This window comes from Peribacillus sp. B2I2, assembly GCF_041261685.1.
GTDB lineage: Bacteria > Bacillota > Bacilli > Bacillales > DSM-1321 > Peribacillus.
Genome location: NZ_JBGCCB010000001.1, coordinates 965233 through 981332, shown reverse-complemented (window position 1 = coordinate 981332; position 16100 = coordinate 965233). Strand labels below are relative to the sequence as shown.

The 16100-nt window shown below is 41.1% G+C and carries 15 protein-coding genes; 6 read left to right on the top strand and 9 right to left on the bottom strand.

From position 1 onward, the window contains the following. Positions 1-87 precede the first annotated feature (87 nt). Both ABIE66_RS04935 and proC read right to left on the bottom strand, forming a co-directional pair. Positions 88-1455 carry an FAD-binding oxidoreductase gene (locus tag ABIE66_RS04935; protein WP_370014042.1) on the bottom strand — a complete coding sequence of 456 codons (1368 nt, stop codon included), beginning with the start codon at positions 1453-1455 and terminating at the stop codon, positions 88-90. Between the two features lie 84 nt (positions 1456-1539). After that, positions 1540-2346 carry a pyrroline-5-carboxylate reductase gene (gene proC / locus ABIE66_RS04930; RefSeq protein WP_370014041.1) on the bottom strand — a complete coding sequence of 269 codons (807 nt, stop codon included), beginning with the start codon at positions 2344-2346 and terminating at the stop codon, positions 1540-1542. A 260-nt stretch (positions 2347-2606) separates the two neighbouring features. On the opposite strand from proC, the gene ABIE66_RS04925 reads away from it, so the two are divergent. The 4 genes from ABIE66_RS04925 to ABIE66_RS04910 all read left to right on the top strand — a co-directional run bounded on the left by ABIE66_RS04925 (position 2607) and on the right by ABIE66_RS04910 (position 6814). Next, positions 2607-4172, top strand: coding sequence for an MDR family MFS transporter (locus tag ABIE66_RS04925; RefSeq protein WP_370014040.1), 1566 nt, complete (start codon positions 2607-2609; stop codon positions 4170-4172). A 110-nt stretch (positions 4173-4282) separates the two neighbouring features. Next, the gene (locus ABIE66_RS04920) at positions 4283-4915 is read left to right on the top strand and encodes a DNA-3-methyladenine glycosylase (protein ID WP_289323900.1); all 633 of its coding nucleotides are present in this window, start codon (positions 4283-4285) and stop codon (positions 4913-4915) included. Between the two features lie 53 nt (positions 4916-4968). Continuing rightward, positions 4969-5280, top strand: a complete 312-nt coding sequence (locus ABIE66_RS04915; RefSeq protein WP_370014039.1) for a TIGR03943 family putative permease subunit — start codon at positions 4969-4971, stop codon at positions 5278-5280. Between the two features lie 361 nt (positions 5281-5641). Next, entirely contained in the window at positions 5642-6814 is a 1173-nt protein-coding gene (locus tag ABIE66_RS04910) for a C40 family peptidase (RefSeq protein WP_370014038.1), read from the top strand. A 182-nt stretch (positions 6815-6996) separates the two neighbouring features. Here the strand turns inward: ABIE66_RS04910 and ABIE66_RS04905 are convergent, their stop codons facing one another. The 3 genes from ABIE66_RS04905 to ABIE66_RS04895 form a co-directional block, all read right to left on the bottom strand. Then, entirely contained in the window at positions 6997-7125 is a 129-nt protein-coding gene (locus tag ABIE66_RS04905; RefSeq protein ID WP_370014037.1) for a hypothetical protein, read from the bottom strand. Beyond that, a complete protein-coding gene (locus ABIE66_RS04900; protein WP_370014036.1) occupies positions 7112-7315 on the bottom strand; it encodes a hypothetical protein in 204 nt (67 codons plus the stop codon). The genes ABIE66_RS04905 and ABIE66_RS04900 overlap by 14 nt, the downstream gene beginning before the upstream one ends. Positions 7316-7983: 668 nt before the next feature. Beyond that, positions 7984-9657, bottom strand: a complete 1674-nt coding sequence (locus ABIE66_RS04895) for an alpha-keto acid decarboxylase family protein (RefSeq protein ID WP_370014035.1) — start codon at positions 9655-9657, stop codon at positions 7984-7986. A 372-nt stretch (positions 9658-10029) separates the two neighbouring features. Here ABIE66_RS04895 and ABIE66_RS04890 point away from each other — a divergent pair, with 372 nt between their 5' ends. Further along, positions 10030-11433 (top strand): sigma-54 interaction domain-containing protein, encoded by a 1404-nt coding sequence (locus ABIE66_RS04890; RefSeq protein WP_289318470.1) that lies wholly within the window; start codon positions 10030-10032, stop codon positions 11431-11433. A gap of 75 nt (positions 11434-11508) precedes the next feature. On the opposite strand, the gene cobT is transcribed toward ABIE66_RS04890, so the two are convergent. The 4 genes from cobT to ABIE66_RS04870 form a co-directional block, all read right to left on the bottom strand. After that, positions 11509-12555 (bottom strand): nicotinate-nucleotide--dimethylbenzimidazole phosphoribosyltransferase, encoded by a 1047-nt coding sequence (cobT, locus tag ABIE66_RS04885; protein ID WP_370014034.1) that lies wholly within the window; start codon positions 12553-12555, stop codon positions 11509-11511. 127 nt (positions 12556-12682) lie between these two features. After that, positions 12683-13231 (bottom strand): signal peptidase I, encoded by a 549-nt coding sequence (lepB, locus tag ABIE66_RS04880; protein WP_289323896.1) that lies wholly within the window; start codon positions 13229-13231, stop codon positions 12683-12685. A 269-nt stretch (positions 13232-13500) separates the two neighbouring features. Next, positions 13501-14208 (bottom strand): nitroreductase family protein, encoded by a 708-nt coding sequence (locus tag ABIE66_RS04875; RefSeq protein WP_370014033.1) that lies wholly within the window; start codon positions 14206-14208, stop codon positions 13501-13503. A gap of 114 nt (positions 14209-14322) precedes the next feature. Next, positions 14323-14739 carry an RrF2 family transcriptional regulator gene (locus ABIE66_RS04870; RefSeq protein WP_370014032.1) on the bottom strand — a complete coding sequence of 139 codons (417 nt, stop codon included), beginning with the start codon at positions 14737-14739 and terminating at the stop codon, positions 14323-14325. A 313-nt stretch (positions 14740-15052) separates the two neighbouring features. On the opposite strand from ABIE66_RS04870, the gene ABIE66_RS04865 reads away from it, so the two are divergent. Beyond that, complete coding sequence (locus ABIE66_RS04865; protein WP_370014031.1) at positions 15053-16018, top strand: bile acid:sodium symporter family protein; 966 nt, start codon at positions 15053-15055, stop codon at positions 16016-16018. Positions 16019-16100: the final 82 nt, after the last annotated feature.

The window sequence follows — 16100 nt, the reverse complement described above, 5'->3', positions numbered from 1 at the left end:
TATATGGGACAGCAAGTCTGCCTTTTCACCAATTGATTTATTGTATATTTTTGGTTGTTACTAATCTACCATAATTAAACATTCCTCTTAATCTATAAAAATTTTCCCGGGATTCATTATTCCTTTCGGATCCAATGCCTGTTTGATCGTTTTCATCACTTCGTAAGCTGCTCCATGCTCCCTTCGCTGATACTTCGATTTTCCAAGGCCTACCCCATGTTCACCTGTACATGTACCGCCTTTGGTTAAGGCAAATTCAACGATTTCTTCATTTAACCTCTTCGCTTCTTTCACTTCTTCAGGATTTTTCAGATCGATCATGAACAATACATGATAATTCCCGTCACCTACATGTCCTACAATCGCCCCCTCCACTTTTGATTGTTCGACTTTCTTTCTTGCATCCAATATGGCATCCGATAATTCATGAAGGGGCACACTTACGTCGGTCACCATCAGCTTCTTTCCCGGGGCACTGTGAATAAATGCGTACGCGAGATTATGGCGGGCTTCCCATAAAGCATTCCGTGCTTTTGAATCAGTTTCAAACTGGATATCCCCACAGCCAAAATCACTTACGATTTCCTTGGCAAATTTGACGTCCTGTTCAAGTCCGGCAAAGTTACCATGAAACTCCAGGAATAAAGTTGGTTTGACATCATAGGATTTGTCCATGAATTGATTAACTTTTTTTATGGACTCGGCATCAACCAATTCAATTCGTGCAATTGGGATTCCAGCAAGCATGATCCCATTAACCGCAGATACTGCCTGTTCGACGGTTGGAAATGAGGCTCTTCCTGCCATGGTTACCTCAGGAATGCCGTATACCTTTAATGTCAGTTCAGTAAATACACCTAGTGTACCTTCCGACCCGACAAACAAGCCATTCAAATGAATGCCTGAAGATGATTTTGTCGCTAAACTTCCGGAATGGATCACCTCACCGTTTGCTAAAACCACTTCCAAATCCCTGACTTGATCGCGCATTATCCCATATTTGACCGAGGTCGTCCCACTTGCATTCGTAGCTGCCATCCCTCCCAATGTAGCATCGGCACCCGGATCGACGGAAAAGAACAAACCGTACCTTTTTAATTCTTTATTGAGTTGCGTCCTTGTCACACCTGGTTGGACCTTCACAAGGAAATCATTTTCCCTGATTTCCAATACTTGATTCATCAAGGACAAATCCAGTGAAATTCCCCCTTTGACTGGAACGACATGACCTTCCAAACTTGATCCCAATCCAAAAGGAATGACCGGTATTTCATGCTCATTCGCATAACGCATGACTGAGCTGACTTCCGCAGTATCCCTTGGATATATGACCATATCCGGTAAATGAGGAGTGTGATAGGATTCATCATGGCTGTGCTGTTCCAATAATGTTTCATTCACCGTTACTTGTTCTTCCGTCAGAATCTTCCTTAATTCTTCTATATAACCATTCATAATGCAGCCTCCTCTTTTTTTCACCAAACATTCTGAAAATGGCAAGCGGATGAGATCGCCCGCTAATAGGCAATCCATCTTTTTTCATTTACTGAAACCTTTCGTTTTATCCGTGCAGGCCTTCATTGCCTGTAGAATGCTTGATCTAAGCTGGTTCTCTTCTAATGACGCTACCGCAGTTATCGTTGAACCACCCGGCGTACAGACATCATCCTTTAAAGCAGCAGGATGTCTTTCCGTTTCTAGTACCATTTTAGCAGCGCCCATTACAGCTTGTGCTGCCATTCGGTATGCTTGTTTTCGTGGAATGCCATCACGGACCCCTCCATCAGCCAGCGCCTCGATGAACATGTATACATAAGCAGGCGACGAACCGCTGATGGCCGGTACTGCGTCCATCAGATCTTCATGGAGGATTTCCGTTTTACCGAAACTATTCAGCAGTGCAGTCACATCCTCTATATCAGCATCGGTAATTTCATCATTAATGCTCATTGCCGTCATGCCTTCACCTACAAGTGAAGGAGTGTTGGGCATCGTCCGGACAACTTTCACGCTTTTTCCGAAGCAGTTCTCAACTAGAGATACAGTGATCCCAGCAGCCATGGTAATGATCACAACGTCATCTTTCACATGATTCTTTACTTCTTCAAGCACTTGCTCATGCATGGCAGGTTGAATCCCTAGAAAAAGAAAATCGGCAAAACCGGCAACCTCTTTATTATCCAAAGTGCCTTTAACCTTATATTTCGTGGTGATTTTAGTTTTCGTTTCCACACTCGCTGAACTGACCATGATTCCATCAGGTGAAATGACCTCTGCATGCAACATGCCCTCAAGCATTGCCACACCCATTTTACCGCATCCAATAAACCCAATTTTTTTATTCATTCCGTACACTTCCAATCATAAGTTCGTCTATATTCCTTCTTATTATAACTAATATGGTAAATGGAAACACGCTGGGGATATTAATCAGGAAGGATTTAGTGGTTTCTGGTCGAATTAATAATTTTATATGATATCTACCTTTCGAAAACACTCCTTCATGCAATTGAATTTTTTACAGAAATGGTCATTTCGGATTTATAATTTTGACCTATTAGTCACAATCGAGTAAAGGAATTAAGTTCGAAGAATGGAGAAATGGTATGCAAATGGATAAAAAAGCGGTCAATACCAAGCTTGTCTTAACAGGATTGATCATTGGAATGTTTTTCAGTTCGTTGGAACAGACGATAGTCGGGACGGCAATGCCGACTATTATCGGGGAATTGAATGGTTTTACCATCTTTGCATGGGTAACGACTGCCTATTTAATAGCCTCAACTACTGTTGTACCGATTGTTGGAAAGCTATCTGATTTATATGGCAGACGTTCCCTATATCTGCTTGGTACAATCATTTTTACAATCGGCTCATTTTTATGTGCCACTGCCACTTCGATGGAGCAATTGATCATCTACAGGGGGCTGCAGGGAATCGGCGGCGGAATGATCATGCCCTTATCCCAAACGATAATTGGCGATATATTCTCTGCGGAACAAAGGGCTAAATGGCAGGGTGTATTTGGAGCCCTTTTTGGTTTAAGTTCTGTCATTGGTCCTTTTCTGGGCGGCCTGATCGTTGATCATATCAGCTGGCATTGGATCTTCCTGATCAATGTACCGACGGGTTTACTATCCGCCATATTAATTTATGTAGGGTTGAAACATGAAGCCATAAGAAAAACGGAGAAAGTGAATATCGATTATTTAGGGATTTTCACCTTGACTCCTGGTATTGTCCTGTTACTGCTGGGCTTGACCTTTGGTGGTGATAAGTTCGAATGGTTATCACTGGAATCTCTCTTGATTTTCGGCAGTACCCTTGTCTTCATTGCCCTTTTCATCATTTTTGAAAGAAAAGCAGTTGAACCGATCCTTGATTTATCCCTTTTTAAAAATAGGGTTTTTGCCACCACGAATATTTTGGGATTCTTGCTGGGCCTCGGAATGTTCGGGGCAATCATGTTCGTTCCGCTGTTCATGCAAGGCGTACTGGGAGTTTCACCAACAAAAGCGGGGTCGACCATGACTCCGATGATGATCGGTATGATTCTTTCCAGCGTCGTTGGCGGGCGGTTACTGTTGAAATTCCGTTTTCGTACCGTGCTTACCTTTGGAATGGCCTTTGCGACGCTCGGCTTTTTCCTAATGAGTACGATGGACGGCAGTACGACTATATTCACTGCGTACTCATTCATGGCCATCCTTGGAATAGGTATGGGTCTTGTCATGCCGACATTGATGATTGCCGTTCAAAACGAATTTCCAAAATCCCAGCTAGGATCGGTTACAGCGGCTTCGACATTCTTCCGATCAATAGGGGGAACGATGGGCATCACGATTTTGAATGCCGTCATGAACCATAATCTCCAGCAAAATATGGATGACGCGGTTGTAAGCCAAAAGGACCCTATATTGCATGAGGCACTGAAAGCATTAGCCGATAAAACGGATGCGTTATTCAACATCATGCTTTATCCGGAAAACCTTAAAATGCCGGCAGAAGTCAGCAATGTCCTTGTAAAAACGATTGAAAATGCTTGGATCGATGCATTCTCCAGTGTTTTCATCACCGGTATCTTTTTTGTTTCCGCAGGGATACTAGTGGCACTTTCCGTGGGTTCGGGCCGAATCAAAAAAGATCAAGAAACGGAAAAAGAATTAGGCTAAAAATATGCTCGGGACCGGCTGATATAATCAGCCGGCCTTTTTAATCCCTTCATGTTTCTTTTTCATTGATAAGGGAATTTTACCTGTATGAGACTAAATGGAGTGATACTATGAACAAGATAAACCATTCAATTTTACCTGCGGATTTTTATCAGCAGCCCACGCTTGAACTGGCAAAATCCCTTCTTGGGTGCCTGATTGTAAAAGAAACAGCGGATGGAACCGCTTCTGGATTCATTGTTGAAACAGAGGCCTATATGGGACCTGTGGACAGGGCCGCACATAGTTTTGGAAATAGAAGGACAAAACGGACGGAAGTGATGTTCGGAAATTCCGGTTTGATATATACATACGTCATGCACACACATACACTGGTCAATGTCGTAAGCGGCGGACCTGAAAATCCGGAGGCCATTTTAATCCGGGCGATTGAACCCTATTCAGGGCTCGAGTTAATGCATGAAAGACGCGGAAATGCCGATATACGAAAATGGACCGATGGACCAGGGAAGCTAACCAAGGCACTAGGCATCACCATGGATGATTATGGTCAATCTTTTACGGTTCCTCCGCTTTATATTTCTGCCGGAAAGCAGCCTGAACACATATCCAGCGGCCCCCGCGTCGGAATTGACAACTCCGGTGAAGCAAAAGATTATCCGTGGCGTTTTTGGGTTACCGGCAACCCGTTCATATCTCGCAAGAACCTAATTAATAAAGGGGGACCGAAAAAACCCGAGTGACCTTATCCCCTCTAAGTAAGCAGTATAAAAGGCAACAGGTAACAGGCCTCTTTTTGCCTGTTGCCACAATGGACTCCAATATCGTAGAAAAAAAAGGATTTCATTTCCCGGTGTATGATGATTCGGATGAATATAGCCAGCATCAATTTCTGCAGCCGGATACAAGTCGTCTTTATTATGGCAAGGATGACTATTTAACTCTAATGGATCATTCGCTCCAAAGCTTGGTTGAGCGTGATAGTCTTCATTTAACCGATAAAAACTATCTTAATGATTTAGAAGCCAACTATTACTCTCCTGGAAAGTTCTCCGGCAAACAAATTACGTTAACCGGGTTTTCGTACAATTCAGATGAGCTAGCCTGATGATTCCTACGTTTATAGACAATATTAAAAAATTAATCATGAAAAGGTAAGGATATGTTATTCTTACCTTTCTTTTTAATTACTCCAGCTCAAACTTCTTCAAGAAGAATAGTCATCCATTCATTCTGCCATATCCTTCATCTTTGAATCTATCTTTGCACATCTCAACTTACCTGTAATTAATATAATTTACACTTTCATAATTGCACTTGAATCCACTAGATGTGACAGATCTACAAAATAACCTGAAAAATGACGAAAAAGTTGAATTTTATTTATATGGGTCATGTTTTTTATATGCCTTACCTTTATAATATAAATGCTACATATTTTTTTACCACATCAGGAGGAACTTTCCTAAATGAACAATTCGAAAAACTCTTTCATTCTTGCAGGAACTATTATAGGTACCCTTATCGCCGGCACCTCTGCTTATGCTGGTTCTTATCAAGTTAAATCAGGGGACACCCTTGATAAAATCTCTAAAGCTAATCATACAACTGTGCAACAATTAAAATCTCAAAACCATTTGACTAGTAACCTTATTTTTCCCGGCCAAGTCTTGAAGGTTAATACCCTTAATATCCAGACTAAAAATATAGATAAAACCGAAAAATATGTGGTTAAACTGGGGGATACTTTATCCAAAATTGCAAAAAAATATAACCTTTCCCTTAGTGCCCTGCTAAAGTTAAACACTAATATTTCTAATTCGGATCGCATTTATATTGGCCAATCCATCCGGGTTTCCGGACAAGCACCTGCATCCAGCTCTACGGCTAAAAACAGTCAATCTAATGCTACATATACAGTCAAACCCGGGGACACCCTGGACAAAATTGCCAGAGTCAATAATATGACTATCCAACAATTAAAGTCTAAAAACCATTTGACTAGTACTCTTATTTTTCCCGGCCAAGTCTTGAAGGTTAATACCCTTACCAGCAAACCGGATAATAGTAAAAATACAACAGAAGTTTATGTGGTTAAATTAGGGGATTCCTTATCAACAATTGCTAAAAGATATAACCTTTCCCTTAGTGCATTACTTAAAATAAACCCTAATATTTCTAATTCAAATCGTATTCGAATAGGCCAATCCATCCGTGTTTCTGGGAAAGCCTCGGCATCTGCAATTAAAAAACCGTCCAAAGCGACCAAAGCGGACCAAGTTTTGGCAGCTGGCGCTAAATACATGGGAGCCAAGTATGTTTACGGTGCAAGCACTTCACGCACTGACGTATTTGATTGCTCTTCATTCACATTAAGGGCATTCCAAAGTGCAGGTGTTTCCTTACCTCGAAATTCAGTGGCACAATCACACGTTGGTACAACTGTATCTTCGAAATCCCTCCAAAAAGGGGATTTAGTATTTTTTGATACCAATAATGATGGTGTAATCAATCATGTGGGAATTTATGCCGGTAATGGTCAGATGCTGAATGCTTCCACATCTAAAGGTGTGTCCTACGCTAACATTAACAATTCTTACTGGGGACCTAGCTTTGTAAAGGCAGTCCGAGTTCTTAACTAAATAACGATATGACAACAAACAATTTTTGGCTATAAAACTAACTCTATAGTCCTTGATAAAAGAGCAAAAAAGCGTGTATTAATAAAATATCATACACGCTTTTTTGCGTATTATAATGTCAAATAGCCGCCAACTGGCGTTATGGCTTATAACCCTTCTCATTATCTTTTTTGAATCCATCATCACTCACGCATTAACCTTTGCATCTCAATAATCGCATAATTAAGTTGTTTACTGATACGGACTCCTTCCAAGCTTGATAATTCCTTTCGTTCAGCTATTTCATCCTTCTTTTTTCTATGATAGGTCATCGTTTGTTGTAATAACCAGGCTTTTCTTAATAACATTCTCATCACCTGCCTGTCTTGTTAGATGTTTTTCCTGCATTTCCACTTGCTTTTTTTGAACTTTTTCTTCAATAAGATCTATGAACAACTGATTATTGCTGAGATTTTCTTTATTCGACTCTATTAACCGCGCTAATGATACATTTTTACGCATTTTTGTGCCCCCTTATCTACAAAAATAGCCAGCTTTAAAAAGAATGGTTTTCTCTACTTAGGAAAAATATATTCCCTATTACTTCGTGACATTTTCATAATACTCTTAATTTAAAAATTCTTGGTTTCAATTTTGAAATGCCAGTGACCAATACTGGTATTATCATGACGGATATATTCTGTTTACTTTGTCAACTCGCCATTCTTGTCCTTGATCGGGCTAAACACGGGTAAATATAGTAAGCCCCACGGAGGAAATTCACTGCCAATTCTCATTTATACTCGAAAAATTCAATTCTTAAACACTTTCCAGTATCGACTTTCCCAACAAAAAAAGGCCTCCATCACAGAAGACCTTTCGGACTGTAGACTAATAAGAAGAGCAGGTTTGCCTACAGTTTTTTACTTTTAAAAAAGTTCCAGCTGATTTCAGAAATCCGCTCACTTTCCACCTACTGTCTGCCAAGCCCCCTCGCTGAAAGCGCCTGTGGGGTCTCGGCTAGCCAGTTTTCCCGCAGGAGTGTCGCAAATTTCTTCAATCTAGTGAAATTTCATAAAACAGTAAAAACCCATAAAGTATAACCCAGTCTTAATCAGGTGGTGTGAGACACTTACGAACCCATTTTGTCGGCAAACTGAAAAGCCTTCAATACAGAAGGCCTTTTGGCATTACTTTTGCTTCTCTTGCTTTTCAAGATACTGCCTTATTTTTTGCAAATAATCCGGTGCATCCATTTGATTTTTCACGACCAATTCTATAAGGCAAAGTTTCTCGGCGTTCATATCCTGAGCATTTGTGATGGCATCATCCAGTTCACCATTCGTCTCGACTCGTGCTGTGAATGCCTCTTGACCAAACGCTTCAGCCAGTTTTGTATAATCCCACTCTGGTATCTCGTTGTATTTCTGTTTTTCTATATCGACCTTTACGTTTAAGAATTTTTCTATCGTATAGCCGTTATTGTTGAGGATGAACACGATGGGCTTGCAGCCGTTCTCCAGCATCGAGCTTATTTCCTGTACTGTCAGCTGTATCGAGCCGTCACCGGTAAACAAAAGAACACGTCTGTTTTTATCCGCTATACAAGCCCCGAAAGCGGCGGGAGTCGCATATCCGATGCTCTGCCAGCCTCCCTGTGCAATATAGGTCGCCCCTTTCGGCAATCTGACCTGTGACATGCCATAAGAGAATGTTCCTGTTTCCGTGACCACAATGTCATTTTCCTTCAACATTTGCTGAATCCGTGGATAATAGGAAGCCGCTTCCAGTTGTGCTGTTGGGTCTTCAACCATTGTGTCATACGGAAACGAGATGGTTCCAACAGATTCGTTCTGCCGGTAGCTGGTGTCCTGGAGGGCATTTAGAATTTCCTCAGCCCTGACATTCATATAACTGGCTTCTCCCACTTTTAATGTGTCAGGTTGAATTTCCACCATTTTCAGCGGGTTAAGCTTTGCTGTCCCTTTGGAAGTATTTACGTCTGACCAAACAGCACCAACGGCTATGATGAAATCCGCTTCTTCAACAGTCTGAGTTACATCCTTACTTCCGAAAGCTCCGCCGTATACACCAATATACTGGGGATGACTCTCATCAAATCCGCCTTTCCCCTGCATTAACGAAGCAACTGGAACATTTAACCGCTCAGCGAGCTGCAGTACGGGTTTCTGCAGGTTATAACGAAGTGTTTTTACGTCGACAAGCAGAACCGCTTTGTTTACATGTTCTAACATTCCTTTAATATGCTCCATTGCTGACTGCAACGCACCGACATTCGTTTTGGCCATATTTTCTGAAGTCTCGCTGTGAGAAAGCAACGGTTTTGTTACGAGATCTATAGCCACTACCAAATAAACGGGCTTTTTCTTTTCTTTCGCGATTCTGATTGCAGCTGGTATCTCCCTAGCTGCGTTTTCTGGTGTAAGAATTGCCGTATAACTGGTGATATGCTCATAAACCTTACGGAAAACATCAAAATCTCCATCCATTAACGTATGATGGGCAAGCTCCTTCTCCTGTTGCATCATGGACTTTGGCGAGCCGACAATATGTATGAGCGGCACATTTTCACTGTACGCACCAGCGATTGCATTACATGCGCTCATTTCACCGACACCAAAAGTGGTGATCAGTGCCGACATGCCCTTCACCCGGGCATAGGCATCCGCTGCATAACCAGCATTGAGTTCATTTCGTCCATTAATGAACTCAATCCCATCGTAATCTTCCAAAGTATCTAGCAATGAGAAATTATAGTCTCCGGGTACACCAAAAATCTCTGTAATGCCCTCTGCTTTTAAGCAATCGTATAAAAATTGTCCCAAGGTTCTGTTCCCAGCCAAGTCAATCACTCCTCCAATCGATTCATCTCTACTACTTTATTTATACCCAAACATAAGTAGGTTAACCGTATAAAAAAAGAGCGGGCTTCGCTTATCTATTACTCTATTCAACACTTTGATTGAAGTTAGTGAAATCAACAAGGAATGGCGGTAACCACCCAAAGGGAAGAGGATGTTTTTAAAAGTGTTAAAGAAAATTTATGATTATCAACCATTCCAAAACAAACTACAACATCGGAGCGATTGTATACATTAAAATTGCCAATTTCTAAAAAATGATTCAATTTCAAATCAAAATGTCTGAAAATTCTTGATTTCGCCACTATTTTTGATTTATATTTGAATCAATCGAAAAAACGGACAAGGGGGAAAATGATGAGTGATAACAATGTGAAAAGAGTTTTGGAAACGATCATCAGCACATCGAATAATAATATTACAGTGACCGATGAAAAGGGATTCATTTTATTTACGAATCCTAACCATTGGTGGATTTATGGAATTGAACCCGACCATTATCTTGGAAAATCCGTTTACCAGCTAGAAACGGAAGGAATTCTTTCACCTTCGATTTCTGCCATGGTATTGAAAGAGAAAACACCTGTCCAGATCATGCAGCATACGAAGACGGGAAAAATCGTCATGTCGACTGCCTATCCCATCTTTGATGATGATGGTGAATTGATTCGTGTCGTCAGTTATGCTCAAGATCAAACTGAAATCAGGAACCTCCAGGATCAGTACGGTCAATTGGAGAAAAAGATTCAAGAATATCAATCGGAGGTCGAGGAACTTAGAGAGCAGGAAGAGCTGATCTATCGCAGCAAGGAAATGCGGCAAATCGCCAAAACGATACTCCGTGTTTCCAAAACGGATGCCACCGTCATGCTTCTTGGGGAATCGGGTGTGGGTAAGAGCGTCTTCGCCCGCCGGCTACATAATCAGAGTTACCGCAGCAAAGAGCCATTCATCGAAGTTAACTGCAGTACCATTCCAGAAAGTCTCTTTGAATCTGAAATGTTTGGATACGAGGCGGGATCCTTCACCGGTGCGCAAAAACATGGGAAGCAAGGGCTGATTGAACAGGCAGATAACGGAACCTTATTTCTGGATGAAATCGGGGAGCTACCCCTGGATATGCAAGTGAAATTATTAAATGTCCTGCAAGAGAAGACGTTTAAAAGAGTGGGAGGAAAAAAAGAGCATAAGATAGATTTCCGGCTTGTGACAGCAACCAATCAAAACCTTGAGGAAATGGTCGAAAAGGGAACTTTCAGGCTCGATTTGTATTACCGCTTAAATGTAATTCCCGTCCAAATACCGCCTTTACGAGAAAGAAAAGAAGATATTGCCATCTTGATCAATCATAATCTCGAAATCATCAACAAGAAATACAAGACAGATAAGAAATTGCACCCTTCCACTTACGAAATCCTTATTCAGCATAAATGGTCAGGGAACGTTCGTGAATTGGAAAATCTGATTGAACGGCTCATTTTGACCTCGGAAGACTCCATCATTTTCCCAGGCTTCCTCCCCTCCCATTTCCATGGACAAGAATCTTTGGAGAAAAAAGATGATACCCTAATGATCGAACATATGATGGTTGATGATCGTGATCTCAATACCGCTCTCGAACAAGTGGAGAAATGGATGATGATGAAAGCGAGTAAACAATGTAAATCCACATATGAAATGGCTAAATTCTTAGGTATCAGCCAGCCTTCCGTCGTTAGGAAAATGAAGAAATATAAAGGTCAACTACCCATTAAGTAAAAGAATATTTCACTGCAATCTCCCCTTTTGAGCATATAAGAAATAGGAGACCTTCACATGAAGGTCTCCTATTTCTTATTTATTTGACACGCCTGCCGATTCAAATGTTGCCATTTCTTTTACCACCAATGTCGCTGCCTTAAGGATGGGGTATGCCAATGCGGCCCCTGTTCCTTCTCCGATTCTCATTCCTAAATCAAGGATAGGCTCCTTACCAAGCAATTCTATGGCCGTTCTATGACCTGGTTCTGCAGATCGATGTCCAATGAACATATAATCGGCTGCACGTCCGGAAAAAAGGTTGGCCAATACAGCAGCCGTGGTTGTAATGAAACCATCAACAAGAATAGGGATACGGTCATTCGCTGCAGCAAGCATGGCCCCTGTCATACCTGCAATTTCGAATCCACCGATTTTCATCAAAATATTGATTGGGTCATCAGGATTAGGTTTTCTTAATGAAATGGCTTCTTCAATTATTCTTTGCTTATGTAAAATCCCTTCAGACTTCAATCCTGTTCCCTGTCCCACTAGCGACTCGACACTTTTTCCGCTTACGACAGAGATGATGGCAGAACTGGATGTCGTATTACCGATTCCCATTTCACCAAGAATCAGGCAATTAACTCCACGGGCAATCATTTTCTGTGCACGGTCATATCCAATTTCAAGTGCTTGAATTACTTCTTCCTTTGTCATCGCATCTTCTTTATAAAAGTTTCTAGTTCCATTGCGGACTTTTTTCGAAGTTAACCCCGGTGCTTTGATTTCTGAATCGATCCCTATATCGACAATGTCCAAGCAAGCATCTATCGCGCGGCTGAATACATTGATGGCTGCTCCGTCATTCAGGAAATTGAGCGCCATTTGTTCCGTCACCTCTTTTGGATAAGCCGAAACCCCTTCTTCAGTAATTCCATGATCGGCTGCAAACACGATCACCCCTGGTTTCGAAATGTCCGGAAAGGCCTCACCTGTCATCTTGGCCAATTCGATTATCCATTCCTCAAGCCGTCCTAAGCTCCCCTGAGGAACAGTCAGGGAATCGACATGACCTTTTACCTGCCGTCCCATTTCTACATCCAGCATCGGGATGGAAATCGCGGCCAAACCCTTCGTCATATTAAAAACCTCCATTAATCAAAAATGAAAAACCTTAACCATCGGAAAAGGTTCTTATCAATCATCTGCTATAAATACAACTTAGTCCATATAATTATCCACTAAGCTTTCTCTCACTCGGATCCATTTATCTCGGCACCCCTATTTCATTTAATGGGTAGATACGAAACTTCACTTTCCCCACAAGTGATTCCTCCGAAATAAAACCAAATCTCCTTCCATCCCAGCTGTTCCTTCGATTATCCCCCATGACAAATAAATGACCAACAGGTACTTTGGATTTCCCAAGTAAATCATTCAAGGTGAAATTCTCCGTCAGATTTTCGTCAGGTGGAATTTCCTCCTTTTTTGTTTTCAAATATGGTTCTGTATACTTTTTCCCATTGATAAATAGGACATCATCTTTCATTTCAACACTGTCACCCGGTAAACCGATCACCCTTTTTATATACTTCTCATCCGCGTCCGGAGCATAAAATACGACCATATCGAAGCGTTCCGGCATTCCGACTTTAGTTACCACGATCCGGTCATCATTTTCATAAGTCGGCTCCATTGATTCACCTTTGACTGTGACTGGCGTAAATAAAAACTGTTGGCAAATGAACACGATCAGTAAAGCGAATAAGATAGATTTCAACCACGAGAACACTTCACTTTTCACTTCTTTCTTCATAACGGCTCCCTCCCATCCATTGTGAACGGCTAATATTGGCACGCAGCGTCAAGACCCATTCTTTAGCTCTTTTAATCCCTTAATGCTGAGCGGTCGGTGATTATAGAGGAGATACCCAAAAAGAAATATCTGGAAAAATTGTAACATATCCATTTATCGCTTGCGAGAATTAATCATTTTTATTAACAGGAGCGCAGAGCAACTCTAATATAGAAAAAAGGATAGCGAATTTCAGCTATCCTGGCTCCAAAAACCTTATATTATGAACCTTAGTATTTATTCCAAGTCAATATAGAATCGAGTGGCAAACGGACTTTTTCAAATCCTGCTTTAGCCCCTTTCCCAATGGAGATTAACATGACGGGTTTGAAGTTTTCCGGTACATTGAATGCATCAACAAATTGGGCTTCATCGAACCCTCCCATTGGTACTGTATCGTAACCTTTTGCTTTTGCAGCTAACATGATCTGCATGGAAACCAAGCCACCGTCAATCATAGCTACACTTAAAGCCTTTTCAGCAGAAAAGTTACCATAATTATGCATGATTGAGGCTACATATGGCTCTTTTATTTCATTCTTCATGATCCCCTTATTTACTAATTCACCATAAATCCGCTCTGCATTTTTGTACCCTTCTATATCAGCTAAAACGGCAATGACAGCAGAGGCATCAACAATTTGTTGTTGGTTATTTGCGATGGGCAGCAATTCTTGTTGGGTATGCTTATCTTGAATCACAAGGAATCTCCATGGCTGCAAGTTGGAAGAAGACGGTGCTTGAATCGCAACATCCAGGATTTCACGAATTTCTTCTTCAGTCATCACGTATTCAGCATCGTATTGGCGAACAGATCTCCGTTCTTTTGCTACCGTAATGAAGTCTGTATCAGTAAGGGCCTTCGGCTTTTCAAGCTGCATATTCAATTCTTTCGATTTATTTAGGTACTCTTCTTTACTCATTGTATTTTTTGTCATTTGTAATGACCTCCATTTAACTGTGTTTAATACGGAAACAGTATATAACGCATACTGTTCTTTTGTCAAATACAGTTCAAGAAAAACGAAACCCTGTTAGTTTCGTTTTTCACATTAAGATTTTGATAGTAAATCAGCAATCGTCTTCTTCTCCAAGCCCTGTATTATCCAGCTCTCCATCTCGTTTTTCAAACCGCATAAAGCTTCACGAGAAGATGGTTGAAAGCATTTTTTATCATTTACATCTAGGAAGCCTTTTGAAAAAGGTTCGGATTTAATTGCAGAGTATATATCCGCAAGTATGATTTGATCGGGATTTTTGGCAAGTGAATATCCTCCATCCCTGCCTTCCTTCGCTTGAATCAGCCCTGCCTTCACTAAATTACTTAATATTTTTCTAAGAAAACCCGACTCCGAATCAAGCTTATCGGCCAATTTAGTACTATTGCATAATCCATCATGATCAGCAAGTACAAGCAGAGATTGTACTGCAAGACTAAACCACATTATACTGGAAACCTTTTCTGACATTACTTTCACCTCACCTCTACTTTAAACTATTTTTCAATGAATATACAACGCTGCATCGAACAATCCTGCCTAATCTCCTTTTAAAGAAGATTCATCTGAGCAAGCCTGCAGCTCTTTTTGGATCGATGGGAGTTCCAGCGCAGTGATAGTATATTGATAGGAACGAAGAATCTCCCACTAGACCTCCCCTTCCAATAATGGTTTTCGCCATTCCAGACAAAAATAAATAAACAAACTGTTTGTCTTACAATATATCTTTTTTGGAATATGGTAAACTTACTTAATAGAATTTTGCTTAGGAAGTGGATGAATGATGCTGAAGTTAATAAATGAACAAATGGATAAAATTATGCCTCTCATCACGCCGATAAGCGTGGTTATTGGCATCTTGTTGGCCGAACATCTAATGGATTACACCTTTCTTGTTCCATGGATATTTGCCTTCATTACATTTTCCGGAAGTTTAGGCTCCAACTTTAAATCTCTGCAACGGGCAGTCACCCACCCTTTACCTGTATTCATCGTATTGATCATCCTCCACATACTTATGCCTATTTGGGCCTTTTGTCTCGGCCATTTAGTGTTTCATGGTGATGCTTTCACGATTACCGGCTTAGTGCTGGCTGTAGTGATTCCAACCGGTGTCACTAGTATGATTTGGGTATCGATGTATAAAGGGAATGCCGCACTTGCCCTAACCATCATCTTAATCGACACCCTTCTCTCACCATTCATCGTTCCTTACAGTGTTTCCCTTTTTGGAGGCGGTTCAATCGAAATGGATTCGGGGTCGATGGTGAAAGGATTAATCGGGATGGTTGTTCTTCCGTCCCTTCTTGCCATGTTCTTGAATCAGATTACAAAAGGGAAGATACCATATATACTATCCCCCCGCTTAGCTCCATTTTCCAAGATAAGCGTTGGAATCGTAGTCATATTGAACAGTTCAAAAATTGCGCCCTATTTAACACATTTCGACAAGAAATTAATGATCATGTCCTTCTTGGTTTTGTTCATCGCTGCTTCAGGCTATGCCCTTTCTTGGATGGTCGGTGCATGTTTAAAATGGGAAAAGGGGGACATCATCACCTTGACATTTACAGGCGGTATGCGAAATATCAGTGCAGGAGCCGTTCTTGCAACCACCTATTTTCCTGCTGCCGTCGCGGTACCAGTTGTACTTGGCATGCTGTTTCAACAAATGCTTGCTTCCTTTTTTGGCTATGTAATGGAGAAGCATTACCATCACGTTGTGAATGAGGGGCGATCCGCCGAATGATTATTTCCTAAGCATCCTTTTTCCCTTTCATTTACATTCCAATTATAATAAGTAAGTGGAACATATTTACATGATTATCCAT

Excerpts from the sequence above, each read along its gene's own strand:
- ABIE66_RS04875 (WP_370014033.1), bottom strand. The coding sequence starts at position 14,208 with ATGACAAAAAATACAATGAGTAAAGAAGAGTACCTAAATAAATCGAAA.
- cobT (WP_370014034.1), bottom strand. The coding sequence starts at position 12,555 with ATGACGAAGGGTTTGGCCGCGATTTCCATCCCGATGCTGGATGTAGAA.
- ABIE66_RS04925 (WP_370014040.1), top strand. The coding sequence starts at position 2,607 with ATGCAAATGGATAAAAAAGCGGTCAATACCAAGCTTGTCTTAACAGGA.
- ABIE66_RS04900 (WP_370014036.1), bottom strand. The coding sequence starts at position 7,315 with ATGCGTAAAAATGTATCATTAGCGCGGTTAATAGAGTCGAATAAAGAA.
- ABIE66_RS04890 (WP_289318470.1), top strand. The coding sequence starts at position 10,030 with ATGATGAGTGATAACAATGTGAAAAGAGTTTTGGAAACGATCATCAGC.
- ABIE66_RS04910 (WP_370014038.1), top strand. The coding sequence starts at position 5,642 with ATGAACAATTCGAAAAACTCTTTCATTCTTGCAGGAACTATTATAGGT.
- ABIE66_RS04920 (WP_289323900.1), top strand. The coding sequence starts at position 4,283 with ATGAACAAGATAAACCATTCAATTTTACCTGCGGATTTTTATCAGCAG.
- proC (WP_370014041.1), bottom strand. The coding sequence starts at position 2,346 with ATGAATAAAAAAATTGGGTTTATTGGATGCGGTAAAATGGGTGTGGCA.
- ABIE66_RS04905 (WP_370014037.1), bottom strand. The coding sequence starts at position 7,125 with ATGACCTATCATAGAAAAAAGAAGGATGAAATAGCTGAACGAAAGGAA.
- ABIE66_RS04870 (WP_370014032.1), bottom strand. The coding sequence starts at position 14,739 with ATGTCAGAAAAGGTTTCCAGTATAATGTGGTTTAGTCTTGCAGTACAA.
- lepB (WP_289323896.1), bottom strand. The coding sequence starts at position 13,231 with ATGAAGAAAGAAGTGAAAAGTGAAGTGTTCTCGTGGTTGAAATCTATC.
- ABIE66_RS04935 (WP_370014042.1), bottom strand. The coding sequence starts at position 1,455 with ATGAATGGTTATATAGAAGAATTAAGGAAGATTCTGACGGAAGAACAA.
- ABIE66_RS04865 (WP_370014031.1), top strand. The coding sequence starts at position 15,053 with ATGCTGAAGTTAATAAATGAACAAATGGATAAAATTATGCCTCTCATC.